Source organism: Streptomyces sp. SCPE 10 (genome assembly GCF_051980735.1).
In the GTDB taxonomy this organism is placed as follows: domain Bacteria; phylum Actinomycetota; class Actinomycetes; order Streptomycetales; family Streptomycetaceae; genus Streptomyces; species Streptomyces misionensis.
In genome coordinates, this window is the sequence record NZ_CP197069.1 from 3,180,521 (window position 1) to 3,198,293 (window position 17,773).

Annotated in this window: 9 protein-coding genes, 3 rRNA genes and 1 pseudogene; 6 read left to right on the forward strand and 7 right to left on the reverse strand. The window is 68.7% G+C overall.

All coding sequences use genetic code 11. The annotated features are described in order from the left end of the window. Positions 1 to 93: 93 nt before the first annotated feature. The 3 genes and pseudogenes from mtrB to mtnA all read right to left on the reverse strand — a co-directional run. A pseudogene (mtrB, locus tag ACSP97_RS14845) lies at positions 94 to 2,074 on the reverse strand (MtrAB system histidine kinase MtrB); the annotation flags it as partial. Position 2,075: 1 nt separating this feature from the next. Beyond that, positions 2,076 to 2,765, reverse strand: a complete 690-nt coding sequence (gene mtrA / locus ACSP97_RS14850) for a two-component system response regulator MtrA (RefSeq protein WP_187279108.1) — start codon at positions 2,763 to 2,765, stop codon at positions 2,076 to 2,078. 142 nt (positions 2,766 to 2,907) lie between these two features. After that, a complete protein-coding gene (gene mtnA / locus ACSP97_RS14855; protein WP_440557872.1) occupies positions 2,908 to 4,038 on the reverse strand; it encodes an S-methyl-5-thioribose-1-phosphate isomerase in 1,131 nt (376 codons plus the stop codon). A gap of 140 nt (positions 4,039 to 4,178) precedes the next feature. Between mtnA and ACSP97_RS14860 the strand changes: the two genes are divergently transcribed. The 5 genes from ACSP97_RS14860 to ACSP97_RS14880 are packed head-to-tail and all read left to right on the forward strand — an operon-like array spanning position 4,179 to position 9,825. Next, a complete protein-coding gene (locus ACSP97_RS14860; RefSeq protein WP_440557874.1) occupies positions 4,179 to 5,558 on the forward strand; it encodes a hypothetical protein in 1,380 nt (459 codons plus the stop codon). A 4-nt stretch (positions 5,559 to 5,562) separates the two neighbouring features. Beyond that, positions 5,563 to 6,336, forward strand: coding sequence for a DUF4129 domain-containing protein (locus ACSP97_RS14865; RefSeq protein WP_440557876.1), 774 nt, complete (start codon positions 5,563 to 5,565; stop codon positions 6,334 to 6,336). Further along, positions 6,333 to 7,526 (forward strand): DUF4350 domain-containing protein, encoded by a 1,194-nt coding sequence (locus ACSP97_RS14870; protein ID WP_440557878.1) that lies wholly within the window; start codon positions 6,333 to 6,335, stop codon positions 7,524 to 7,526. Before ACSP97_RS14865 ends, ACSP97_RS14870 begins: the two co-directional genes overlap by 4 nt. Then, entirely contained in the window at positions 7,526 to 8,515 is a 990-nt protein-coding gene (locus tag ACSP97_RS14875; protein WP_440558435.1) for an AAA family ATPase, read from the forward strand. The genes ACSP97_RS14870 and ACSP97_RS14875 overlap by 1 nt, the downstream gene beginning before the upstream one ends. After that, positions 8,515 to 9,825, forward strand: a complete 1,311-nt coding sequence (locus tag ACSP97_RS14880; protein WP_355153606.1) for a DUF58 domain-containing protein — start codon at positions 8,515 to 8,517, stop codon at positions 9,823 to 9,825. The genes ACSP97_RS14875 and ACSP97_RS14880 overlap by 1 nt, the downstream gene beginning before the upstream one ends. Before the next feature lie 144 nt (positions 9,826 to 9,969). On the opposite strand, the gene rrf is transcribed toward ACSP97_RS14880, so the two are convergent. The 4 genes from rrf to ACSP97_RS14900 form a co-directional block, all read right to left on the reverse strand. Further along, positions 9,970 to 10,086, reverse strand: a 5S ribosomal RNA gene (gene rrf / locus ACSP97_RS14885). A gap of 72 nt (positions 10,087 to 10,158) precedes the next feature. Beyond that, positions 10,159 to 13,273 (reverse strand): 23S ribosomal RNA (locus tag ACSP97_RS14890). Positions 13,274 to 13,579: 306 nt separating this feature from the next. Beyond that, positions 13,580 to 15,104: ribosomal RNA gene (locus tag ACSP97_RS14895) — 16S ribosomal RNA — on the reverse strand. The 16S, 23S and 5S rRNA genes sit together here, the layout of an rRNA operon. A 557-nt stretch (positions 15,105 to 15,661) precedes the next feature. After that, complete coding sequence (locus ACSP97_RS14900; RefSeq protein WP_355155701.1) at positions 15,662 to 16,669, reverse strand: stage II sporulation protein M; 1,008 nt, start codon at positions 16,667 to 16,669, stop codon at positions 15,662 to 15,664. Between the two features lie 145 nt (positions 16,670 to 16,814). On the opposite strand from ACSP97_RS14900, the gene ACSP97_RS14905 reads away from it, so the two are divergent. After that, complete coding sequence (locus tag ACSP97_RS14905; protein WP_440557881.1) at positions 16,815 to 17,741, forward strand: RDD family protein; 927 nt, start codon at positions 16,815 to 16,817, stop codon at positions 17,739 to 17,741. Positions 17,742 to 17,773 lie beyond the last annotated feature (32 nt).

The following is a 17,773-nucleotide window of genomic DNA, read 5'->3' on the forward strand; positions in this document are numbered from 1 at the left end:
GCTCGGTCGAGTCCTCCGGGCCCGCCGGTTCCGGCCGGGGCTCCGGTCGTACGGGATCAGAACGCACGGGTTCGGGCCGTTCGGGTTCGGGCCGTACGTGCCGGGGCACCACGCGCGCCCCGTTGCCGTTGCCCGGCAGCGCGGTCGGGTCGGCGGTGGGCGCGGCCGGGGCGCGCGGCGGCAGCGCGGGCGGGTGGTGGCCGCCCTGCTGCGCCGGAACGGTCGCCCGCTTCTCCTCGCCCGCACGGCGCGTACCGGATCCGCCCGGGCCGCGGTTGCGGCGCGAGTCCTTGGGCTCCAGCGGTATCGGCGATCCCCGCAGCGGCTCGTCCGCGGTCCGGGGCAGCGTCAGCCGGAACTGCGAGCCACCGCCCGGCTCGCCCCATGCCTGGAGCCAGCCGCCGTGCAGCCGCGCGTCCTCCAGGGCGATCGACAGCCCGAGGCCGGTGCCGCCCGTGGTGCGCGCGCGTGCCGGGTCGGCCCGCCAGAAGCGGCTGAACACGCGGGTCGCCTCGCCGGGCTTGAGCCCGACGCCGTAGTCGCGCACCGCGACGGCGACCGCGCCGCCGGCCGCGGCCATCTTCACGACGACGTCCTTGCCCTCGCCGTGCTCGACGGCGTTGACGACGAGGTTGCGCAGGACCCGCTCCACCCGCCGGGCGTCGGCCTCGGCGACCACCGGCTGCTGGTCGCCGACCACCCGTATCCGGGTGCCCTTGCGCTCGGCGAGCGGCTCGGCGCCGCCGACCACGCGCCGCACGACCTCCCTGAGATCGATCGGCTCGGCCTCCAGCGCCGCCGCGCCCGCGTCGAAGCGGCTGATCTCCAGCAGGTCGGCGAGCAGCGACTCGAACCGGTCCAGCTGGTCGGCGAGCAGCTCGGCGGAGCGCGCGGTCACCGGGTCGAAGTCCTCACGCGCCTCGTGGATGACATCGGCGGCCATGCGCACGGTGGTCAGCGGGGTGCGCAGTTCGTGGGAGACGTCCGACACGAACCGGCGCTGCATCCGCGACAGGTCCTCCAGCTGCTGGATCTTGCCCTGGAGGTTCTGCGCCATCTTGTTGAAGGCCTCGCCCAGGCGCGCGATGTCGTCCTCGCCGGTGACCTTCATCCGCTCCTGGAGACGCCCGGCCGACAGCCGTTCCGCGATCCCGGCCGCCATCCGCACCGGCGTGACGACCTGCCGCACCACCAGCCACGCGATGGCGCCGAGCAGGACGACCACGAACAGCCCGGCGGTCGCCAGGGTGCCCTTGACCAGGCTCAGCGACTTCTCCTCCTGCGTGAGCGGGAAGAGGTAGTACAGCTCGTACGGCCGTCCGTTGGGGTCGTTGACCTGCTTGCCGATGACCAGCGCGGGCTGGGAGTCCTTGCCGTTGGAGTAGACGATCCGGGTGTAGCTCTGGGCGGCCGTCGTCCCGCTGTTGACCCGGTCGCGCAGATCGGCGGGAACGCTGGAGGTTGGGTTGACGTTCCCGGAGCCGCGCGGGCTGCGGCCGCCGCCGCTGTCGTCACCGACGGGCAGCGTCACCACGTCGAAGGCGCCCGCGCCACCGCTGGACAGCGACTCCACGAGATCGCTCATCCACTGGATGACGTTCTGTGTCGGCCGTCCGTCCGCACCCGCGGTGCCGTCCGTACCGCCGTCGACGGTGGCGGGCGCGGTGTCGGCACCCGTGCCGTTGGTGCCGGACGCCTCGTCGGCGCGCTGTTTGGCCACCGCGAAACCGCCGGTGGCCTGGCTCTGCGAGGCCCGCACCTTCGCGTCCAGCAGGCCGTTGCGCACCTGCCCGATCACCACGAAGCCGAGCAGCAGGACCACGCCCAGCGACATCACCAGGGTGGTGGCGACGACCCTGAGCTGGATGTTGCGCCGCCACAGCCGCATCACCGGCAGCAGCGGCCGGCGCACCCAGCGCAGGAAGAGCCGCAGGACCGGGCTGCCCTGCACCCCGCCCTGCAGCAGCCCGCCCTCGAAGAGCCGCCTGAGGCGCGCGCCCGTTGTCCGGCCGACAGGCCGCTGCGGACGGTCCCCGGGCATGCCGGAATCCGGAGCGGCACTGTCCCCGGACATGTCAGCTCGGCCCGGCCTTGTAACCGACACCACGGACGGTCACCACGATCTCCGGCCGCTCCGGGTCCTTCTCGACCTTGGAACGCAGCCGCTGCACATGGACGTTGACGAGGCGGGTGTCCGCGGCGTGACGGTACCCCCACACCTGTTCGAGCAGCACCTCGCGCGTGAAGACCTGCCAGGGCTTGCGGGCGAGCGCGACCAGCAGGTCGAACTCCAGCGGGGTCAGCGCGATCGACTGCCCGTCCCGCTTCACCGAGTGCCCGGCCACGTCGATGACCAGGTCACCGATGGTCAGCTGCTCCGGCGCCGGTTCCTCGGACCGCCGCAGCCGCGCCCGGATCCGCGCCACCAGCTCCTTCGGCTTGAACGGCTTGACGATGTAGTCGTCCGCGCCCGACTCCAGGCCCACCACGACATCGACGGTGTCGCTCTTGGCCGTGAGCATGACGATCGGCACTCCGGACTCCGCCCGGATCAGCCGGCACACCTCGATGCCGTCCCGTCCGGGCAGCATCAGGTCGAGCAGCACCAGATCGGGCTTGCTCTCACGGAACGCGGCCAGCGCCTTGTCGCCGTCGGCTACGAAAGACGGCTCAAAACCTTCACCACGCAGCACGATGCCGAGCATCTCGGCCAGTGCGGTGTCGTCGTCGACGACAAGGACTCGTCCCTTCATAAACGACATCATCCCATTCTCGTAACAGTGACAGAGGCGCTGGTGAGCGAGGTCACTGGCCGGTGACGATAGTCGTACGGGGCCGTCACTGTCTGCCCCCGGCCGTCTCGCGGGGCGGACTGCGGCGCCGGGCGGGCCCGGCGCCGCACGCCGCTCAGCCGGTCGCCGCGGCGCACATCTCCGCGAGCGCCTCCCCGGTCACGGGTGATACGACGCCCTCCTCGGTGACGATGGCCGTCACCAGCTCGGGCGGCGTCACATCGAACGCCGGGTTGTACGCCTGCGTGCCCAGCGGCGCCACCGGGATGCCGCCGCCGGCCCCGGTCACCTGCGCCTGCGGCGCCATCACCTCGGTCACCTCGAAGCCGGCGCGCTGCTCGACCTCGATGGCCGCTCCGTCCGGGGTGGCCATGTCGATCGTGGTCAGCGGCGCCACCACGATGAACGGCACCTGGTGGTGGCGGGCGAGCACGGCGAGCGGATAGCTCCCCACCTTGTTCGCCACCGAGCCGTCCGCCGCGATCCGGTCCGCCCCGATCAGCACCGCGTCCACCTCACCGGCCGCGAACAGGGAACCCGCCGCGTTGTCGGTGAGCAGGGTGTACGCCATCCCGTTGCGGGCCGCCTCGTACGCCGTCAGCCGCGCCCCCTGGAGCAGTGGACGCGTCTCGTCCACCCACAGCCGCCGCAGCCGCCCCTCCCGATGCGCCGCGAGCGCCACCGCGAAGGCCGTGCCCTCACCGCCCGAGACCAGCGCCCCGGTGTTGCAGTGGGTCAGGATCCGGTGACCGCCGCCGGGCAGCAGCTCGCCCAGCAGCGCCAGACCGTGAGCCGCCATCCGGGCGCTGGCCTCGGCGTCCTGCCGGTGCAGCGCCCGCGCCGCGGCCAGCGCCGCCTCCGCCGCCGCGGCCGGCTCACCGCTCCCGGCCAGCTCGGCCTCGTACACGGCCAGGGCCCGGCGCACCCCGACGGACAGGTTCACCGCGGTCGGCCGGGCGCCCTCCAGCGCCTGTGCCGCCTCGGGCACGTCGAAGCCGCGCGCGGCGGCGAGCGCGACGCCGTACGCCCCCGCGATCCCGAGCAGCGGCGCCCCGCGCACGGCGAGCGAACGGATCGCCTCCACCAGCGCCGGTGCGTCCGTGCACACCAACTCGACCTCTTCCACGGGAAGCCTCGTCTGGTCGAGCAGGACCAGTACGGGACCTTCGGGTGGTTCCTCCCATCGGATCGCCGGTATTCCGGACGGCCGTTCGTCCCCGCCGCTTCGTGCCTGATGATCAGCCATGCGGTCAGTCTGCCCCGGAGACCGCGGGCAACTGAAGGCATCCAGCCGTCACCTCGCCCGCTCCGGCCTTGACCGACCCATGGCACGATGTCTGCCAACCTGCCGCCGCGACCGCGGACGGGCACCGAGAAGGAGCATCGATGACTGACACTCCGGGCTGGGCCTCGCCCGGATCCGACCCGACGCCCGAGGGACGGGAGCCCGGCGCGTCCGACCCGGCCGACCAGCCCGGAACCGGTTCCGGCGCGCCCGCGCCGCAGCCGGGCGCGCAGCCGCAGGGCCCAGGCGCGCAGTGGTCCAAGGAGCAGCCGGCGGCCGGCCAGTGGTCCGCGCCCACCGGAGCCCCGGGCCCCGGCCAGACCCCACCGCCCCCGCCGCCCGGCCCCGGCTGGGCGGGCCCCGGGTCCGGCGTGCCCGGCGGCTACGGAGCGCCCCCCGGCGGTCCCGGGGGTTACGGCGGCGGGTACGGCGGCTACGGCGTCCCCGGTGGTTACGGAGCCTGGGGCGGTGGCTGGGCCCCGCCCGCGGCCAAGCCCGGTGTCATCCCGCTGCGCCCGCTCGGCGTCGGCGAGATCCTCGACGGCGCCGTCTCCACCCTGCGCACCCACTGGCGCACGGTCCTCGGCATATCCCTGACGCTCGCCGTGGTCACGGAGATCGCCACGATCCTCCTGCAGCGCTACTTCCTGAACAACACCGCCGCCCAGGACACCCTGAGCGATCCGAGCGCCTCGGCCGCCGACGCCTTCCGTGTCATGGGCGAGTCCCTCCTCGGCACCTTCGCCCTGTCCCTGATCACCCTGATCGGGACGCTCATCGCCACCGCGATGCTGACGAGCGTGACCAGCCGCGCCGTCCTCGGCCGGCCGGTCGGCCCGGGTGAGGCCTGGCGGGAAGCCCGCCCGCAGGTGTGGAAGCTGTTCGGCCAGCTGCTCCTGCTCGGACTCATCGGCGTCGGCGTCATGCTGGGCGGCGCGGTGCCCGGCATCATCGGCTTCCTCGTCGGCAACGAGAACGTCGGCATCACCCTCCTGGTCCTCGGCCTGCTCGCCGCGTTCGTCGTGGTCATCTGGCTGACGGTGCGTTTCTCGCTGGCCGCGCCCGCGCTGATGCTGGAGCGCCAGGGCATCGTGCAGTCGCTGCGCCGCTCCACCAAGCTGGTGCAGGGCTCCTGGTGGCGGATCCTCGGCATCCAGTTGCTCGCCGGGCTCATCGTCGGCATCGCCAAGGTCGTCATCTCGATCCCGTTCACCGTCGCCGCGATGATCGCGGGCGGCGGCGACAGCCTGGCCGGCTTCCTCGGCGAGAACGGGGCGCACGTCGGCTGGACGTTCCTGCTGATCAGCGGGATCGGCGCGGTGATCGGCACCACCATCACGCTGCCGATCTCCGCCGGAGTCACCGTGCTCCTCTACGTCGACCAGCGCATCCGCCGCGAGGGCCTCGACCTGGAACTGGCCCGCGCCGCCGGTGCCCAGGGCGCCCCCGCCGGCGCCCCCGGCCCCGTCCCGGGGAGCTGACGGGGTGATCTTCACGGGGGGAATCGCCACGGCGCCGGGCCGGCTCGCCGCCGTGGCGACGGCCGTCCACGCTCTGCTGCGCGCGCCGGGCACCGCCGTGCTGGCCGCGGGGGACGGGCCGCCGGTGACCGATCCGCGTGACCCCGCGCGCGAGGCGGCCCGGCACGAGCTGGCCAAGCGCATGTACCACGAGAACGACCCCGGCCTGGTCGCACGCGCCCTGAGGGCGCTGTGGAACTGGCTCCACGGGCTGTTCGACTCGGCCGCCCCCCTGGCCCCCGGCGGCTCGGTCGGCCTGTGGGTCGTCGTGCTGTTCGTCGTCGCCGTCCTGGCCGCCCTGTGGTGGCGCCTGGGCACCCCCGGCCGCCGCGCGCCCCGGTCCGCGGCGGTCCTGTTCGACGACGGCCCGCGCAGCGCCGCCGAGCACCGCGCCGCGAGCGAGGCGCACGCGGCCCAGGGCCACTGGAGCCAGGCCGTCCAGGAACGCATGCGGGCCGTCGTCCGCGCCTTGGAGGAGCGCGCCGTGCTCGACGCGCGTCCGGGCCGGACCGCCGACGAGGCGGCCGCCGAGGCCGGCCGCGCCCTGCCCGCGCACCTCGACCGGCTGCGCGCCGCCGCCCGCGAGTTCGACGACGTGACGTACGGCGGACGCGGTGGGAGCGAGCAGTCGTACCGCCGCCTGGCCGAGCTCGACCGCGACCTGGAACGCACCAGGCCCGCCCACGCCGACAGCGCGGCCGGCCCGGCCCGCAGCACCAGCCAGGGGGCCGCCGAGTGACCACCGCAGCCGCGCCGCCGGCCACCTCCACCGCGCCCACGGCCCGCGCCGTGTGGACCCGCACCCGAGGGATCGCCCTCGCCGTGGTGCTGCTCCTCGCCGGGGCCGTCGTCCTGGCCGCCGTGCGCTCCACCGAGCGGCACGGGGCACTGGACCCGCGCTCCGCCGACCCCACCGGCAGCCGCGCCGTCGCCGAACTGCTGGCCGAACGCGGGGTCACCACGCGTGTGGTCGGCACCCTCGACGCGGCCCGCGCCGCCGCCGGCCCCGACACCACCCTCCTGGTCGCCGTCCCCGACCTGCTCACTCGTGGCCAGCAGACCGCGCTGCACCGGGCGACCGCGGGCTCCGGCGGGCGCACGATCCTCGTCGCCGCGAGCAGCTGGTCCGTCGAACGGCTCGCGCCCGGGGTCGTCGCCGACCCCGCCGACAGCCTCGACACCACTCTGGCCCCCGACTGCGCCCTGCCCGAGGCCCGCCGCGCGGGCAGCGCCGACACCGGGGGCAACCGCTACACCACCACCCGGAGCGGCGCCCAGGCCTGCTACCCCAGTGACCGGCTCGCCACGCTGCTGCGGCTCCCCGCGGCGTCCGGGGGCGACACCGTCGTCCTCGGCGCGCCCGACATCCTCTACAACGACCGCCTCGACAAGCAGGGCAATGCGTCGCTCGCCCTGCAGCTCCTCGGCTCCCGCCCCCATCTGGTCTGGTACCTCCCCTCGCTCTCCGACGACTCCGCCGCGGACAACGCCGACGGCGAGAGCTTCCTGGACCTGCTCCCCTCGGGCTGGCTGTGGGCGACCCTCCAGCTCTTCATCGCGGCCGTCCTCGCCGCCTTCTGGCGCGGACGCCGCTTCGGGCCTCTCGTGCCCGAACGCCTTCCCGTCGCCGTCCGGGCCTCGGAGACCACCGAGGGCCGCGCCCGCCTCTACCGCAAGGCCAACGCCCGCGACCGTGCGGCCGCCGCTCTCCGTTCCGCCACCCGCACCCGCCTCGCCCCTCTCGTCGGGCTCCCCGCCGCCCAGGCGCACACGCCCGAGGCCCTGCTCCCCGCCCTGTCCGCCCGCCTCACCGGCGAAGGGCAGGATCTGCGCTCCCTGCTGTTCGGGCCGCCGCCCGGCGACGACACGGCCCTGATCACACTGACCGACCAACTCGACGCCCTCGAAAGAGAGGTACGCCGTTCATGATGGACCCGACCACCGACATCGCCGCGGGGACCGAGGCCGCGGCCGATCCCCGCGCCGCCCTGGAAGCCCTGCGCGCCGAGATCGCCAAAGCCGTGGTCGGCCAGGACCCCACCGTGACCGGTCTCGTCGTCGCCCTGCTGTGCCGCGGGCACGTCCTGCTCGAAGGCGTCCCCGGCGTGGCCAAGACCCTGCTCGTCCGGGCCCTCGCGTCGGCTCTGGAACTCGACACCAAGCGTGTCCAGTTCACCCCCGATCTGATGCCGAGCGATGTCACCGGCTCTCTCGTCTACGACACCCGTACCGCCGAGTTCTCCTTTCAGCCCGGCCCGGTCTTCACCAACCTGCTGCTCGCGGACGAGATCAACCGCACCCCGCCCAAGACCCAGTCCTCTCTCCTGGAGGCCATGGAGGAACGGCAGGTCACGGTCGACGGCACGCCTCGCCCGCTCCCCGAGCCGTTCCTGGTCGCCGCGACCCAGAACCCGGTCGAGTACGAGGGCACCTACCCGCTGCCGGAAGCCCAGCTGGACCGGTTCCTGCTCAAGCTGACGGTGCCGCTGCCGTCCCGCCAGGACGAGATCGACGTCCTCACCCGCCACGCCTCGGGCTTCAACCCCCGTGATCTGCGGGCGGCGGGCATACGCCCGGTCGCGGGCGCCGCCGACCTGGAGGCGGCCCGTGCCGCGGTCGCCGGCACGACCGTCTCTCCGGAGATCACGGCCTATGTCGTGGATATCTGCCGTGCCACTCGTGAATCCCCCTCGCTCACCATGGGTGTGTCCCCCCGTGGGGCCACCGCTCTCCTGTCGACCGCTCGGGCCTGGGCCTGGCTGACGGGTCGGGACTACGTGATCCCCGACGACGTGAAGGCTCTCGCCCTGCCGACCTTGCGCCACCGCGTCCAGCTCCGCCCGGAGGCGGAGATGGAAGGGGTGACGGCCGACTCCGTTATCGACGCCGTCCTCGCCCACGTCCCGGTCCCGCGCTGATGGCCCTCACCGGACGCGCCGCCCTCTTGGCGGCCCTCGGCTCCATCCCCGTCGGCATCCTGGAACCCGGCTGGGCGGGCATCCTCGCGGTCAACGGCCCGTTGGCCCTGGCCTGCGCCTGCGACTTCGCGCTGGCCGCGCCGGTACGCCGTCTGGTGCTCACGCGTTCCGGCGACACCACCGCTCGCCTCGGGGAAGGCGCCGATGTCACGCTCACCGTCACCAACCCGTCGCGCCGCCTTCTGCGGGCGCGGCTGCGGGACGGCTGGCCGCCCAGCAGTTGGCTGCCCGGGACGGAGGTCGAGTCGTCCCGGCACCGCCTGACCGTGCCCCCGGGCGAGCGCCGGCGGGTGACGACCCGGCTGCGCCCCACCCGCCGGGGCGACCGCGAGGCCGATCGCGTGACGATCCGCTCCTACGGTCCCCTCGGGCTGTTCTCCCGCCAGGGCGCCCATCGGGTGCCCTGGTCTGTACGGGTTCTGCCCCCGTTCACGAGCCGGAAGCATCTTCCGTCGAAACTCGCTCGATTGCGTGAACTCGACGGTCGCACCAGCGTCCTGACGCGTGGTGAGGGCACGGAGTTCGACAGTCTCCGGGAGTACGTGCCCGGTGACGACACCCGCTCGATCGACTGGCGGGCCACCGCCCGGCAGTCCGCGGTGGCCGTGCGCACGTGGCGCCCGGAGCGCGACCGGCGCATCCTTCTCGTGTTGGACACCGGGCGCACTTCGGCCGGGCGTGTGGGGGACGTCCCGCGCCTGGACGCCGCCATGGACGCGGCCCTTCTCCTCGCGGCCCTCGCTTCCCGTGCCGGTGACCGTGTGGATCTCCTCGCCTACGACCGCCGGGTACGGGCCCTGGTGCAGGGCAGGTCCGCGGGTGAGCTGCTGCCGTCGCTCGTGGGGGCGATGGCCACGCTCGAACCGGAGATCGTGGAGACCGACAGCCGCGGTCTCACTTCCATGGCGCTGCGTACGGCGCCGCGGCGCTCCCTGGTGGTGTTGCTGACGACGTTGGACGCGGCGCCGGTGGAGCAGGGCCTGCTTCCGGTGCTGTCTCGGCTGACACAGCGGCACACGGTCGTGGTCGCGGCGGTGGCGGACCCGCACATCGCTCGGATGGCTCAGGCGCGGGGTAGTGCGGAAGCGGTGTACGAGGCCGCTGCGGCGGCCCACGCGCAGGACGAACGCCGGCGTACCGCCGACAAACTGCGTCGCCGCGGTGTCACGGTCGTCGACGCGACGCCGGAGGAGCTGGCGCCCGCTTTGGCGGACGCCTATCTGGCTCTGAAGGCGGCGGGCCGGCTCTGAGTGTTTCCGGCCCGTCGCCCCTCGGGGCATGGGTGGTTTTTTGACGCCGTCCGTCGGGCGTCGACCATCCCCCCATCGACGGAAAAGGCCCCTGAAACGCGGAAAACCCCCGCACCAAAAGTGCGGGGGTTCCCCTCAAAAATTGTTCGGCGGCGTCCTACTCTCCCACAGGGTCCCCCCTGCAGTACCATCGGCGCTGTGAGGCTTAGCTTCCGGGTTCGGAATGTAACCGGGCGTTTCCCTCACGCTATAACCACCGAAACACTATGAAACTGACAACCAGCACAATGGTTGTTCGTGGTTTCAGAACCAACACAGTGGACGCGAGCAACTGAGGACAAGCCCTCGGCCTATTAGTACCGGTCACCTCCACCAGTTACCTGGCTTCCAGATCCGGCCTATCAACCCAGTCGTCTACTGGGAGCCTTACCCCATCAAGTGGGTGGGAGTCCTCATCTCGAAGCAGGCTTCCCGCTTAGATGCTTTCAGCGGTTATCCCTCCCGAACGTAGCCAACCAGCCATGCCCTTGGCAGAACAACTGGCACACCAGAGGTTCGTCCGTCCCGGTCCTCTCGTACTAGGGACAGCCCTTCTCAAGACTCCTACGCGCACAGCGGATAGGGACCGAACTGTCTCACGACGTTCTAAACCCAGCTCGCGTACCGCTTTAATGGGCGAACAGCCCAACCCTTGGGACCGACTCCAGCCCCAGGATGCGACGAGCCGACATCGAGGTGCCAAACCATCCCGTCGATATGGACTCTTGGGGAAGATCAGCCTGTTATCCCCGGGGTACCTTTTATCCGTTGAGCGACGGCGCTTCCACAAGCCACCGCCGGATCACTAGTCCCGACTTTCGTCCCTGCTCGACCCGTCGGTCTCACAGTCAAGCTCCCTTGTGCACTTACACTCAACACCTGATTGCCAACCAGGCTGAGGGAACCTTTGGGCGCCTCCGTTACCCTTTAGGAGGCAACCGCCCCAGTTAAACTACCCATCAGACACTGTCCCTGATCCGGATCACGGACCCAGGTTAGACATCCAGCACGACCAGACTGGTATTTCAACGACGACTCCACAACCACTGGCGTGGCCGCTTCACAGTCTCCCAGCTATCCTACACAAGCCGAACCGAACACCAATATCAAACTGTAGTAAAGGTCCCGGGGTCTTTCCGTCCTGCTGCGCGAAACGAGCATCTTTACTCGTAGTGCAATTTCACCGGGCCTATGGTTGAGACAGTCGAGAAGTCGTTACGCCATTCGTGCAGGTCGGAACTTACCCGACAAGGAATTTCGCTACCTTAGGATGGTTATAGTTACCACCGCCGTTTACTGGCGCTTAAGTTCTCAGCTTCGCCCCACCGAAGTGGAGCTAACCGGTCCCCTTAACGTTCCAGCACCGGGCAGGCGTCAGTCCGTATACATCGCCTTACGGCTTCGCACGGACCTGTGTTTTTAGTAAACAGTCGCTTCTCGCTGGTCTCTGCGGCCACCCCCAGCTCAGACCGTAAAGATCATCACCAGGTGTGGCCCCCCTTCTCCCGAAGTTACGGGGGCATTTTGCCGAGTTCCTTAACCATAGTTCACCCGAACGCCTCGGTATTCTCTACCTGACCACCTGAGTCGGTTTAGGGTACGGGCCGCCATGAAACTCGCTAGAGGCTTTTCTCGACAGCATAGGATCATCCACTTCACCACAATCGGCTCGGCATCAGGTCTCAGCCGTATGCAAGGCGGATTTGCCTACCTTGCGGCCTACACCCTTACCCCGGGACAACCACCGCCCGGGATGGACTACCTTCCTGCGTCACCCCATCACTCACCTACTAACCGCTTGGTTCAGCGGCTCCACCACTCCCCTTTGCCCGAAGGCTCCGGGGCGGCTTCACGGCCTTAGCATCACGATGCTCGATGTTTGACGCTTCACAGCGGGTACCGGAATATCAACCGGTTATCCATCGACTACGCCTGTCGGCCTCGCCTTAGGTCCCGACTTACCCTGGGCAGATCAGCTTGACCCAGGAACCCTTAGTCAATCGGCGCACACGTTTCTCACGTGTGAATCGCTACTCATGCCTGCATTCTCACTCGTCAACCGTCCACAACTACCTTCCGGTGCTGCTTCACCCGGCAGACGACGCTCCCCTACCCATCACAGCAGGCGTTGGCCCTAATGCTGCAATGACACGACTTCGGCGGTACGCTTGAGCCCCGCTACATTGTCGGCGCGGAATCACTAGACCAGTGAGCTATTACGCACTCTTTCAAGGGTGGCTGCTTCTAAGCCAACCTCCTGGTTGTCTGTGCGACTCCACATCCTTTCCCACTTAGCGTACGCTTAGGGGCCTTAGTCGATGCTCTGGGCTGTTTCCCTCTCGACCATGGAGCTTATCCCCCACAGTCTCACTGCCGCGCTCTCACTTACCGGCATTCGGAGTTTGGCTAAGGTCAGTAACCCGGTAGGGCCCATCGCCTATCCAGTGCTCTACCTCCGGCAAGAAACACACGACGCTGCACCTAAATGCATTTCGGGGAGAACCAGCTATCACGGAGTTTGATTGGCCTTTCACCCCTAACCACAGGTCATCCCCCAGGTTTTCAACCCTGGTGGGTTCGGTCCTCCACGAAGTCTTACCTCCGCTTCAACCTGCCCATGGCTAGATCACTCCGCTTCGGGTCTTGAGCGTGCTACTAAAAACGCCCTATTCGGACTCGCTTTCGCTACGGCTTCCCCACCCGGGTTAACCTCGCAACACACCGCAAACTCGCAGGCTCATTCTTCAAAAGGCACGCAGTCACGAGAATGTGCAAGCACATTCCGACGCTCCCACGGCTTGTAGGCACACGGTTTCAGGTACTATTTCACTCCCCTCCCGGGGTACTTTTCACCATTCCCTCACGGTACTATCCGCTATCGGTCACCAGGGAATATTTAGGCTTAGCGGGTGGTCCCGCCAGATTCACACGGGATTTCTCGGGCCCCGTGCTACTTGGGTGTCTCTCAAGCAAGCCGCTGACATTTCGACTACGGGGGTCTTACCCTCTACGCCGGACCTTTCGCATGTCCTTCGCCTACATCAACGGTTTCTAACTCGCCCTACGGCCGGCAGACCGTAGAAGAGAGATCCCACAACCCCGCACACGCAACCCCTGCCGGGTCTCACACGCATACGGTTTGGCCTCATCCGGTTTCGCTCGCCACTACTCCCGGAATCACGGTTGTTTTCTCTGAGGGTACTGAGATGTTTCACTTCCCCTCGTTCCCTCCACACTGCCTATGTGTTCAGCAGCGGGTGACAGCCCATGACGACTGCCGGGTTTCCCCATTCGGAAACCCCCGGATCAAAGCCTGGTTGACGACTCCCCGGGGACTATCGCGGCCTCCCACGTCCTTCATCGGTTCCTGGTGCCAAGGCATCCACCGTGCGCCCTTAAAAACTTGGCCACAGATGCTCGCGTCCACTGTGCAGTTCTCAAACAACGACCAGCCACCCATCACCCCACCAGCAAAGCCGGTGAGTGCACTGGGGCCGGCGACTGAGGAGAAGATCATTCCCTCAGACACCCAACAGCGTGCCCGACACGATCAGCCAACCAGATCAGCGTTCCACGCCCCGAAGAGCAGTACTAACGCCTGGTCCATCCTGAACCGTGCCGAGTAGTCAACGTTCCACCCATGAGCAACCAGCATCAGACATTCGCTGATGTACTGGCCTCTGACCAGGCAAGCCCGGTAAGAAGTGCTCCTTAGAAAGGAGGTGATCCAGCCGCACCTTCCGGTACGGCTACCTTGTTACGACTTCGTCCCAATCGCCAGTCCCACCTTCGACAGCTCCCTCCCACAAGGGGTTGGGCCACCGGCTTCGGGTGTTACCGACTTTCGTGACGTGACGGGCGGTGTGTACAAGGCCCGGGAACGTATTCACCGCAGCAATGCTGATCTGCGATTACTAGCGACTCCGACTTCATGGGGTCGAGTTGCAGACCCCAATCCGAACTGAGACCGGCTTTTTGAGATTCGCTCCACCTCACGGTATCGCAGCTCATTGTACCGGCCATTGTAGCACGTGTGCAGCCCAAGACATAAGGGGCATGATGACTTGACGTCGTCCCCACCTTCCTCCGAGTTGACCCCGGCGGTCTCCCGTGAGTCCCCAGCACCACAAGGGCCTGCTGGCAACACGGGACAAGGGTTGCGCTCGTTGCGGGACTTAACCCAACATCTCACGACACGAGCTGACGACAGCCATGCACCACCTGTACACCGACCACAAGGGGGGCACTATCTCTAATGCTTTCCGGTGTATGTCAAGCCTTGGTAAGGTTCTTCGCGTTGCGTCGAATTAAGCCACATGCTCCGCCGCTTGTGCGGGCCCCCGTCAATTCCTTTGAGTTTTAGCCTTGCGGCCGTACTCCCCAGGCGGGGCACTTAATGCGTTAGCTGCGGCACGGACAACGTGGAATGTTGCCCACACCTAGTGCCCACCGTTTACGGCGTGGACTACCAGGGTATCTAATCCTGTTCGCTCCCCACGCTTTCGCTCCTCAGCGTCAGTATCGGCCCAGAGATCCGCCTTCGCCACCGGTGTTCCTCCTGATATCTGCGCATTTCACCGCTACACCAGGAATTCCGATCTCCCCTACCGAACTCTAGCCTGCCCGTATCGACTGCAGACCCGGGGTTAAGCCCCGGGCTTTCACAACCGACGTGACAAGCCGCCTACGAGCTCTTTACGCCCAATAATTCCGGACAACGCTTGCGCCCTACGTATTACCGCGGCTGCTGGCACGTAGTTAGCCGGCGCTTCTTCTGCAGGTACCGTCACTCTCGCTTCTTCCCTGCTGAAAGAGGTTTACAACCCGAAGGCCGTCATCCCTCACGCGGCGTCGCTGCATCAGGCTTTCGCCCATTGTGCAATATTCCCCACTGCTGCCTCCCGTAGGAGTCTGGGCCGTGTCTCAGTCCCAGTGTGGCCGGTCGCCCTCTCAGGCCGGCTACCCGTCGTCGCCTTGGTGAGCCATTACCTCACCAACAAGCTGATAGGCCGCGGGCTCATCCTGCACCGCCGGAGCTTTACACCATCAAGGATGCCCAAGACGGTCATATCCGGTATTAGACCCCGTTTCCAGGGCTTGTCCCAGAGTGCAGGGCAGATTGCCCACGTGTTACTCACCCGTTCGCCACTAATCCACCCCGAAGGGCTTCATCGTTCGACTTGCATGTGTTAAGCACGCCGCCAGCGTTCGTCCTGAGCCAGGATCAAACTCTCCGTGAATGTTTACCGGTAATCCGGTTGGCACACACGGGAGCGGAACGACCGGAGGAATAGTCCGATCGTCCTCAGCGTCCTCGCTGTGTTTTTTCAAAGGAACCTCGACCATCGGTGATCCGATGGACGGGGTATCAACATATCTGGCGTTGACTTTTGGCACGCTGTTGAGTTCTCAAGGAACGGTCGCTTCCTTTGTACTCACCCTCTCGGGCTTTCCTCCGGGCGCTTCCCTTCGGTGTTTCCGACTCTATCAGATCTTTTCTCGACCCGATTTCCTCGGTGCTTTCCAGGTTCCCGCTTCCGCGTTTCCCTTTCCGGCGGTTCCGACTTTATCAGAAGTTCTCGGCCGGTCTGACCAGCCGCTCATTTCTGAGTAATCGGAGAGGATGCTTCTTTTGAATGTCGATAGCGACTTCTTGGAAGCCAGTAGAGTCTAACGGCCGCCCATCGAACCTGTCCAGTTCTAGGCAACTGTTTGAATCTACCTCCCCACGCCTGCCGTGTCAACGGCTCTTGCGGGGCGAAGAGGAGACTAGCAGCTCACAGGGGTCGAACGCACATCAGGCGGCCGTGGGCACGGAGGAACTGCGATCCGCGGCGTCGAGATCACCCGTCTCGCCCTCACGGACCGCGCGGCCGCCGAGCACGAAGACGTACGTCAGGAACGCCAGCTCGGCCACGACACCGATGCCGATGCGGGCCCAGGTCGGCAGCCCCGACGGGGTGACGAAGCCTTCGATGGCACCGGAGACGAACAGGACCAGGGCGAGGCCGATGGCCATGCCCACCGCGGCCCGGCCCTCCTCGGCGAGCGCGGCGCGCCGGGTGCGGGGGCCTGGATCGACGAGGGTCCAGCCCAGGCGCAGGCCGGTGCCGGCGGCGACGAACACGGCGGTCAGTTCGAGCAGTCCGTGCGGCAGCACCAGGCCGAGGAACGTGTCGAGGCGGCCGGCCGAGGACATCAAGCCGAAGCCGACACCGAGATTGAGCATGTTCTCGAAGAGGATCAGCAGCACCGGCAGGCCCAGGAAGACGCCGAGGACCAGGCAGAGCGCGGCCGCTTCGGCGTTGTTCGTCCACACCTGGGCGGCGAAGGAGGCCGCCGGGTGGCTGGAGTAGTAGGTCTCGTACTCGCCCCCCGGGCGGGTCAGCTGGCGCAGCTGGTCGGGGGCGGCGATGGACGACTGCACCTCCGGGTGGGCTCCGATCCACCACCCGAGCAGGATCGCCACGGCCGTGGAGACGAGCGCCGTGGGGACCCACCAGTGGCGCGCGCGGTAGACGGCGGCCGGGAAGCCGCGGCCCAGGAAGCGGGTCACGTCACGCCAGGAGGCGCGGCGGGCGCCGGTGACGGCGCTGCGCGCGCGGGCGACGAGTTGGCTGAGCCATCCGGTCAGCTGCGGGTCGGGCGCGCTGGACTGGATGAGGGAGAGGTGGGTGGCAGTGCGCTGGTAGAGGGCGACGAGCTCGTCGACCTCGGCGCCGTCCAGGCGGCGCCGGCGGCGGAGCAGGGCGTCGAGGCGGTCCCAATCGGCTCGGTGCGCGGAGACGAAGACGTCCAGGTCCATCGGGTCTGCCTGCTCCTCGGCTGGTCACCGACTGCTCGTCGTGGCTGCTCGGGCTTGCCGTCAGCTTGTCGTACTGGCGTGCAATGCGCCCACAGCTTGGCAGACTTGCTGCCCACGGGTGGACCAGGGGAAGGGACGGGCGAGCGTGAGTGAGCTGGTGACGGGCGAGGCGGTGGCGCTCGAACTGCTGCCCGCGAAGCTTCCGAGCAGGGCGCTGGCGGTGCTGCTCGACGTGGTGACGGCGATGATCGCCTATGTCGCGGTCACCGTGGTGCTCGTGCTGACCACGTCCTCCCTGGACACCGCCGCGCAGACCGCGCTGGGGATCGCGGCGTTCCTGTTGGTGCCGGTCGGCGGGCCGATCGCGGTGGAGACGCTGAGCCACGGCCGTTCGCTGGGGAAGCTGGCGTTCGGGCTTCGGGTGGTGCGCGACGACGGCGGGCCGATCCGGTTCCGGCACGCGCTGGTGCGGGGCGCGATCGGTGTGGTCGAGATCCTGATGACGTTCGGGACGATCGCCAGCATCGCGTCCCTGGTGTCCGCGCGCGGGCGGCGGCTCGGGGACGTGTTCGCGGGGACCCTCGTGGTGCGGGAGCGGATACCGGTGGCGCGGACCGGCCTCGTCGTGCCTCCGCCGCCGCAGCTCGCGGGGCGGTTCGCCGGGCTGGATCTGTCGGCCGTACCGGACGGGCTGTGGCTCGCCGTACGGCAGTACCTGATGCGGATGCACCAGCTGGAACCCGGGGTGTCCCGGGACATGGCACAGCGGCTCGCGGGCGACCTCGCGGCGTGCACGGGGGCTCTGCCGCCCGCCGATCTCGCTCCGGCCGTCTTCCTGGCCGCCGTGGTGCACGAGCGGCAGTCGCGGGAAACCCGGCGGGCGTTCGGCGCGGGCGGTCCCGTGCCGGAGGGCGACCCGGCCGCGACCGGGACGGGCGGGCAGCCGGGCCCCGGGGCCGGCCCGCGGCCCACGGACCAGCCACCTGCGACGGCGCCGCGGGCATCCGTCGGGCCGTCGGCCGGTCCCGGACGGCAGGAGCGTCCGGCCACCGGGTTCGCGCCGCCCGCGTAAGGCAGGCGCCTTCCTTCCCTCGCGCGCCCCGC

Bases quoted from the DNA above. Each gene is read 5' to 3' on its own strand.
- ACSP97_RS14900 (WP_355155701.1), bottom strand. From the start codon at position 16,669: ATGGACCTGGACGTCTTCGTCTCCGCGCACCGAGCCGATTGGGACCGC.
- mtnA (WP_440557872.1), bottom strand. From the start codon at position 4,038: ATGGCTGATCATCAGGCACGAAGCGGCGGGGACGAACGGCCGTCCGGA.
- ACSP97_RS14880 (WP_355153606.1), top strand. From the start codon at position 8,515: ATGGCCCTCACCGGACGCGCCGCCCTCTTGGCGGCCCTCGGCTCCATC.
- ACSP97_RS14860 (WP_440557874.1), top strand. From the start codon at position 4,179: ATGACTGACACTCCGGGCTGGGCCTCGCCCGGATCCGACCCGACGCCC.
- mtrA (WP_187279108.1), bottom strand. From the start codon at position 2,765: ATGATGTCGTTTATGAAGGGACGAGTCCTTGTCGTCGACGACGACACC.
- ACSP97_RS14875 (WP_440558435.1), top strand. From the start codon at position 7,526: ATGGACCCGACCACCGACATCGCCGCGGGGACCGAGGCCGCGGCCGAT.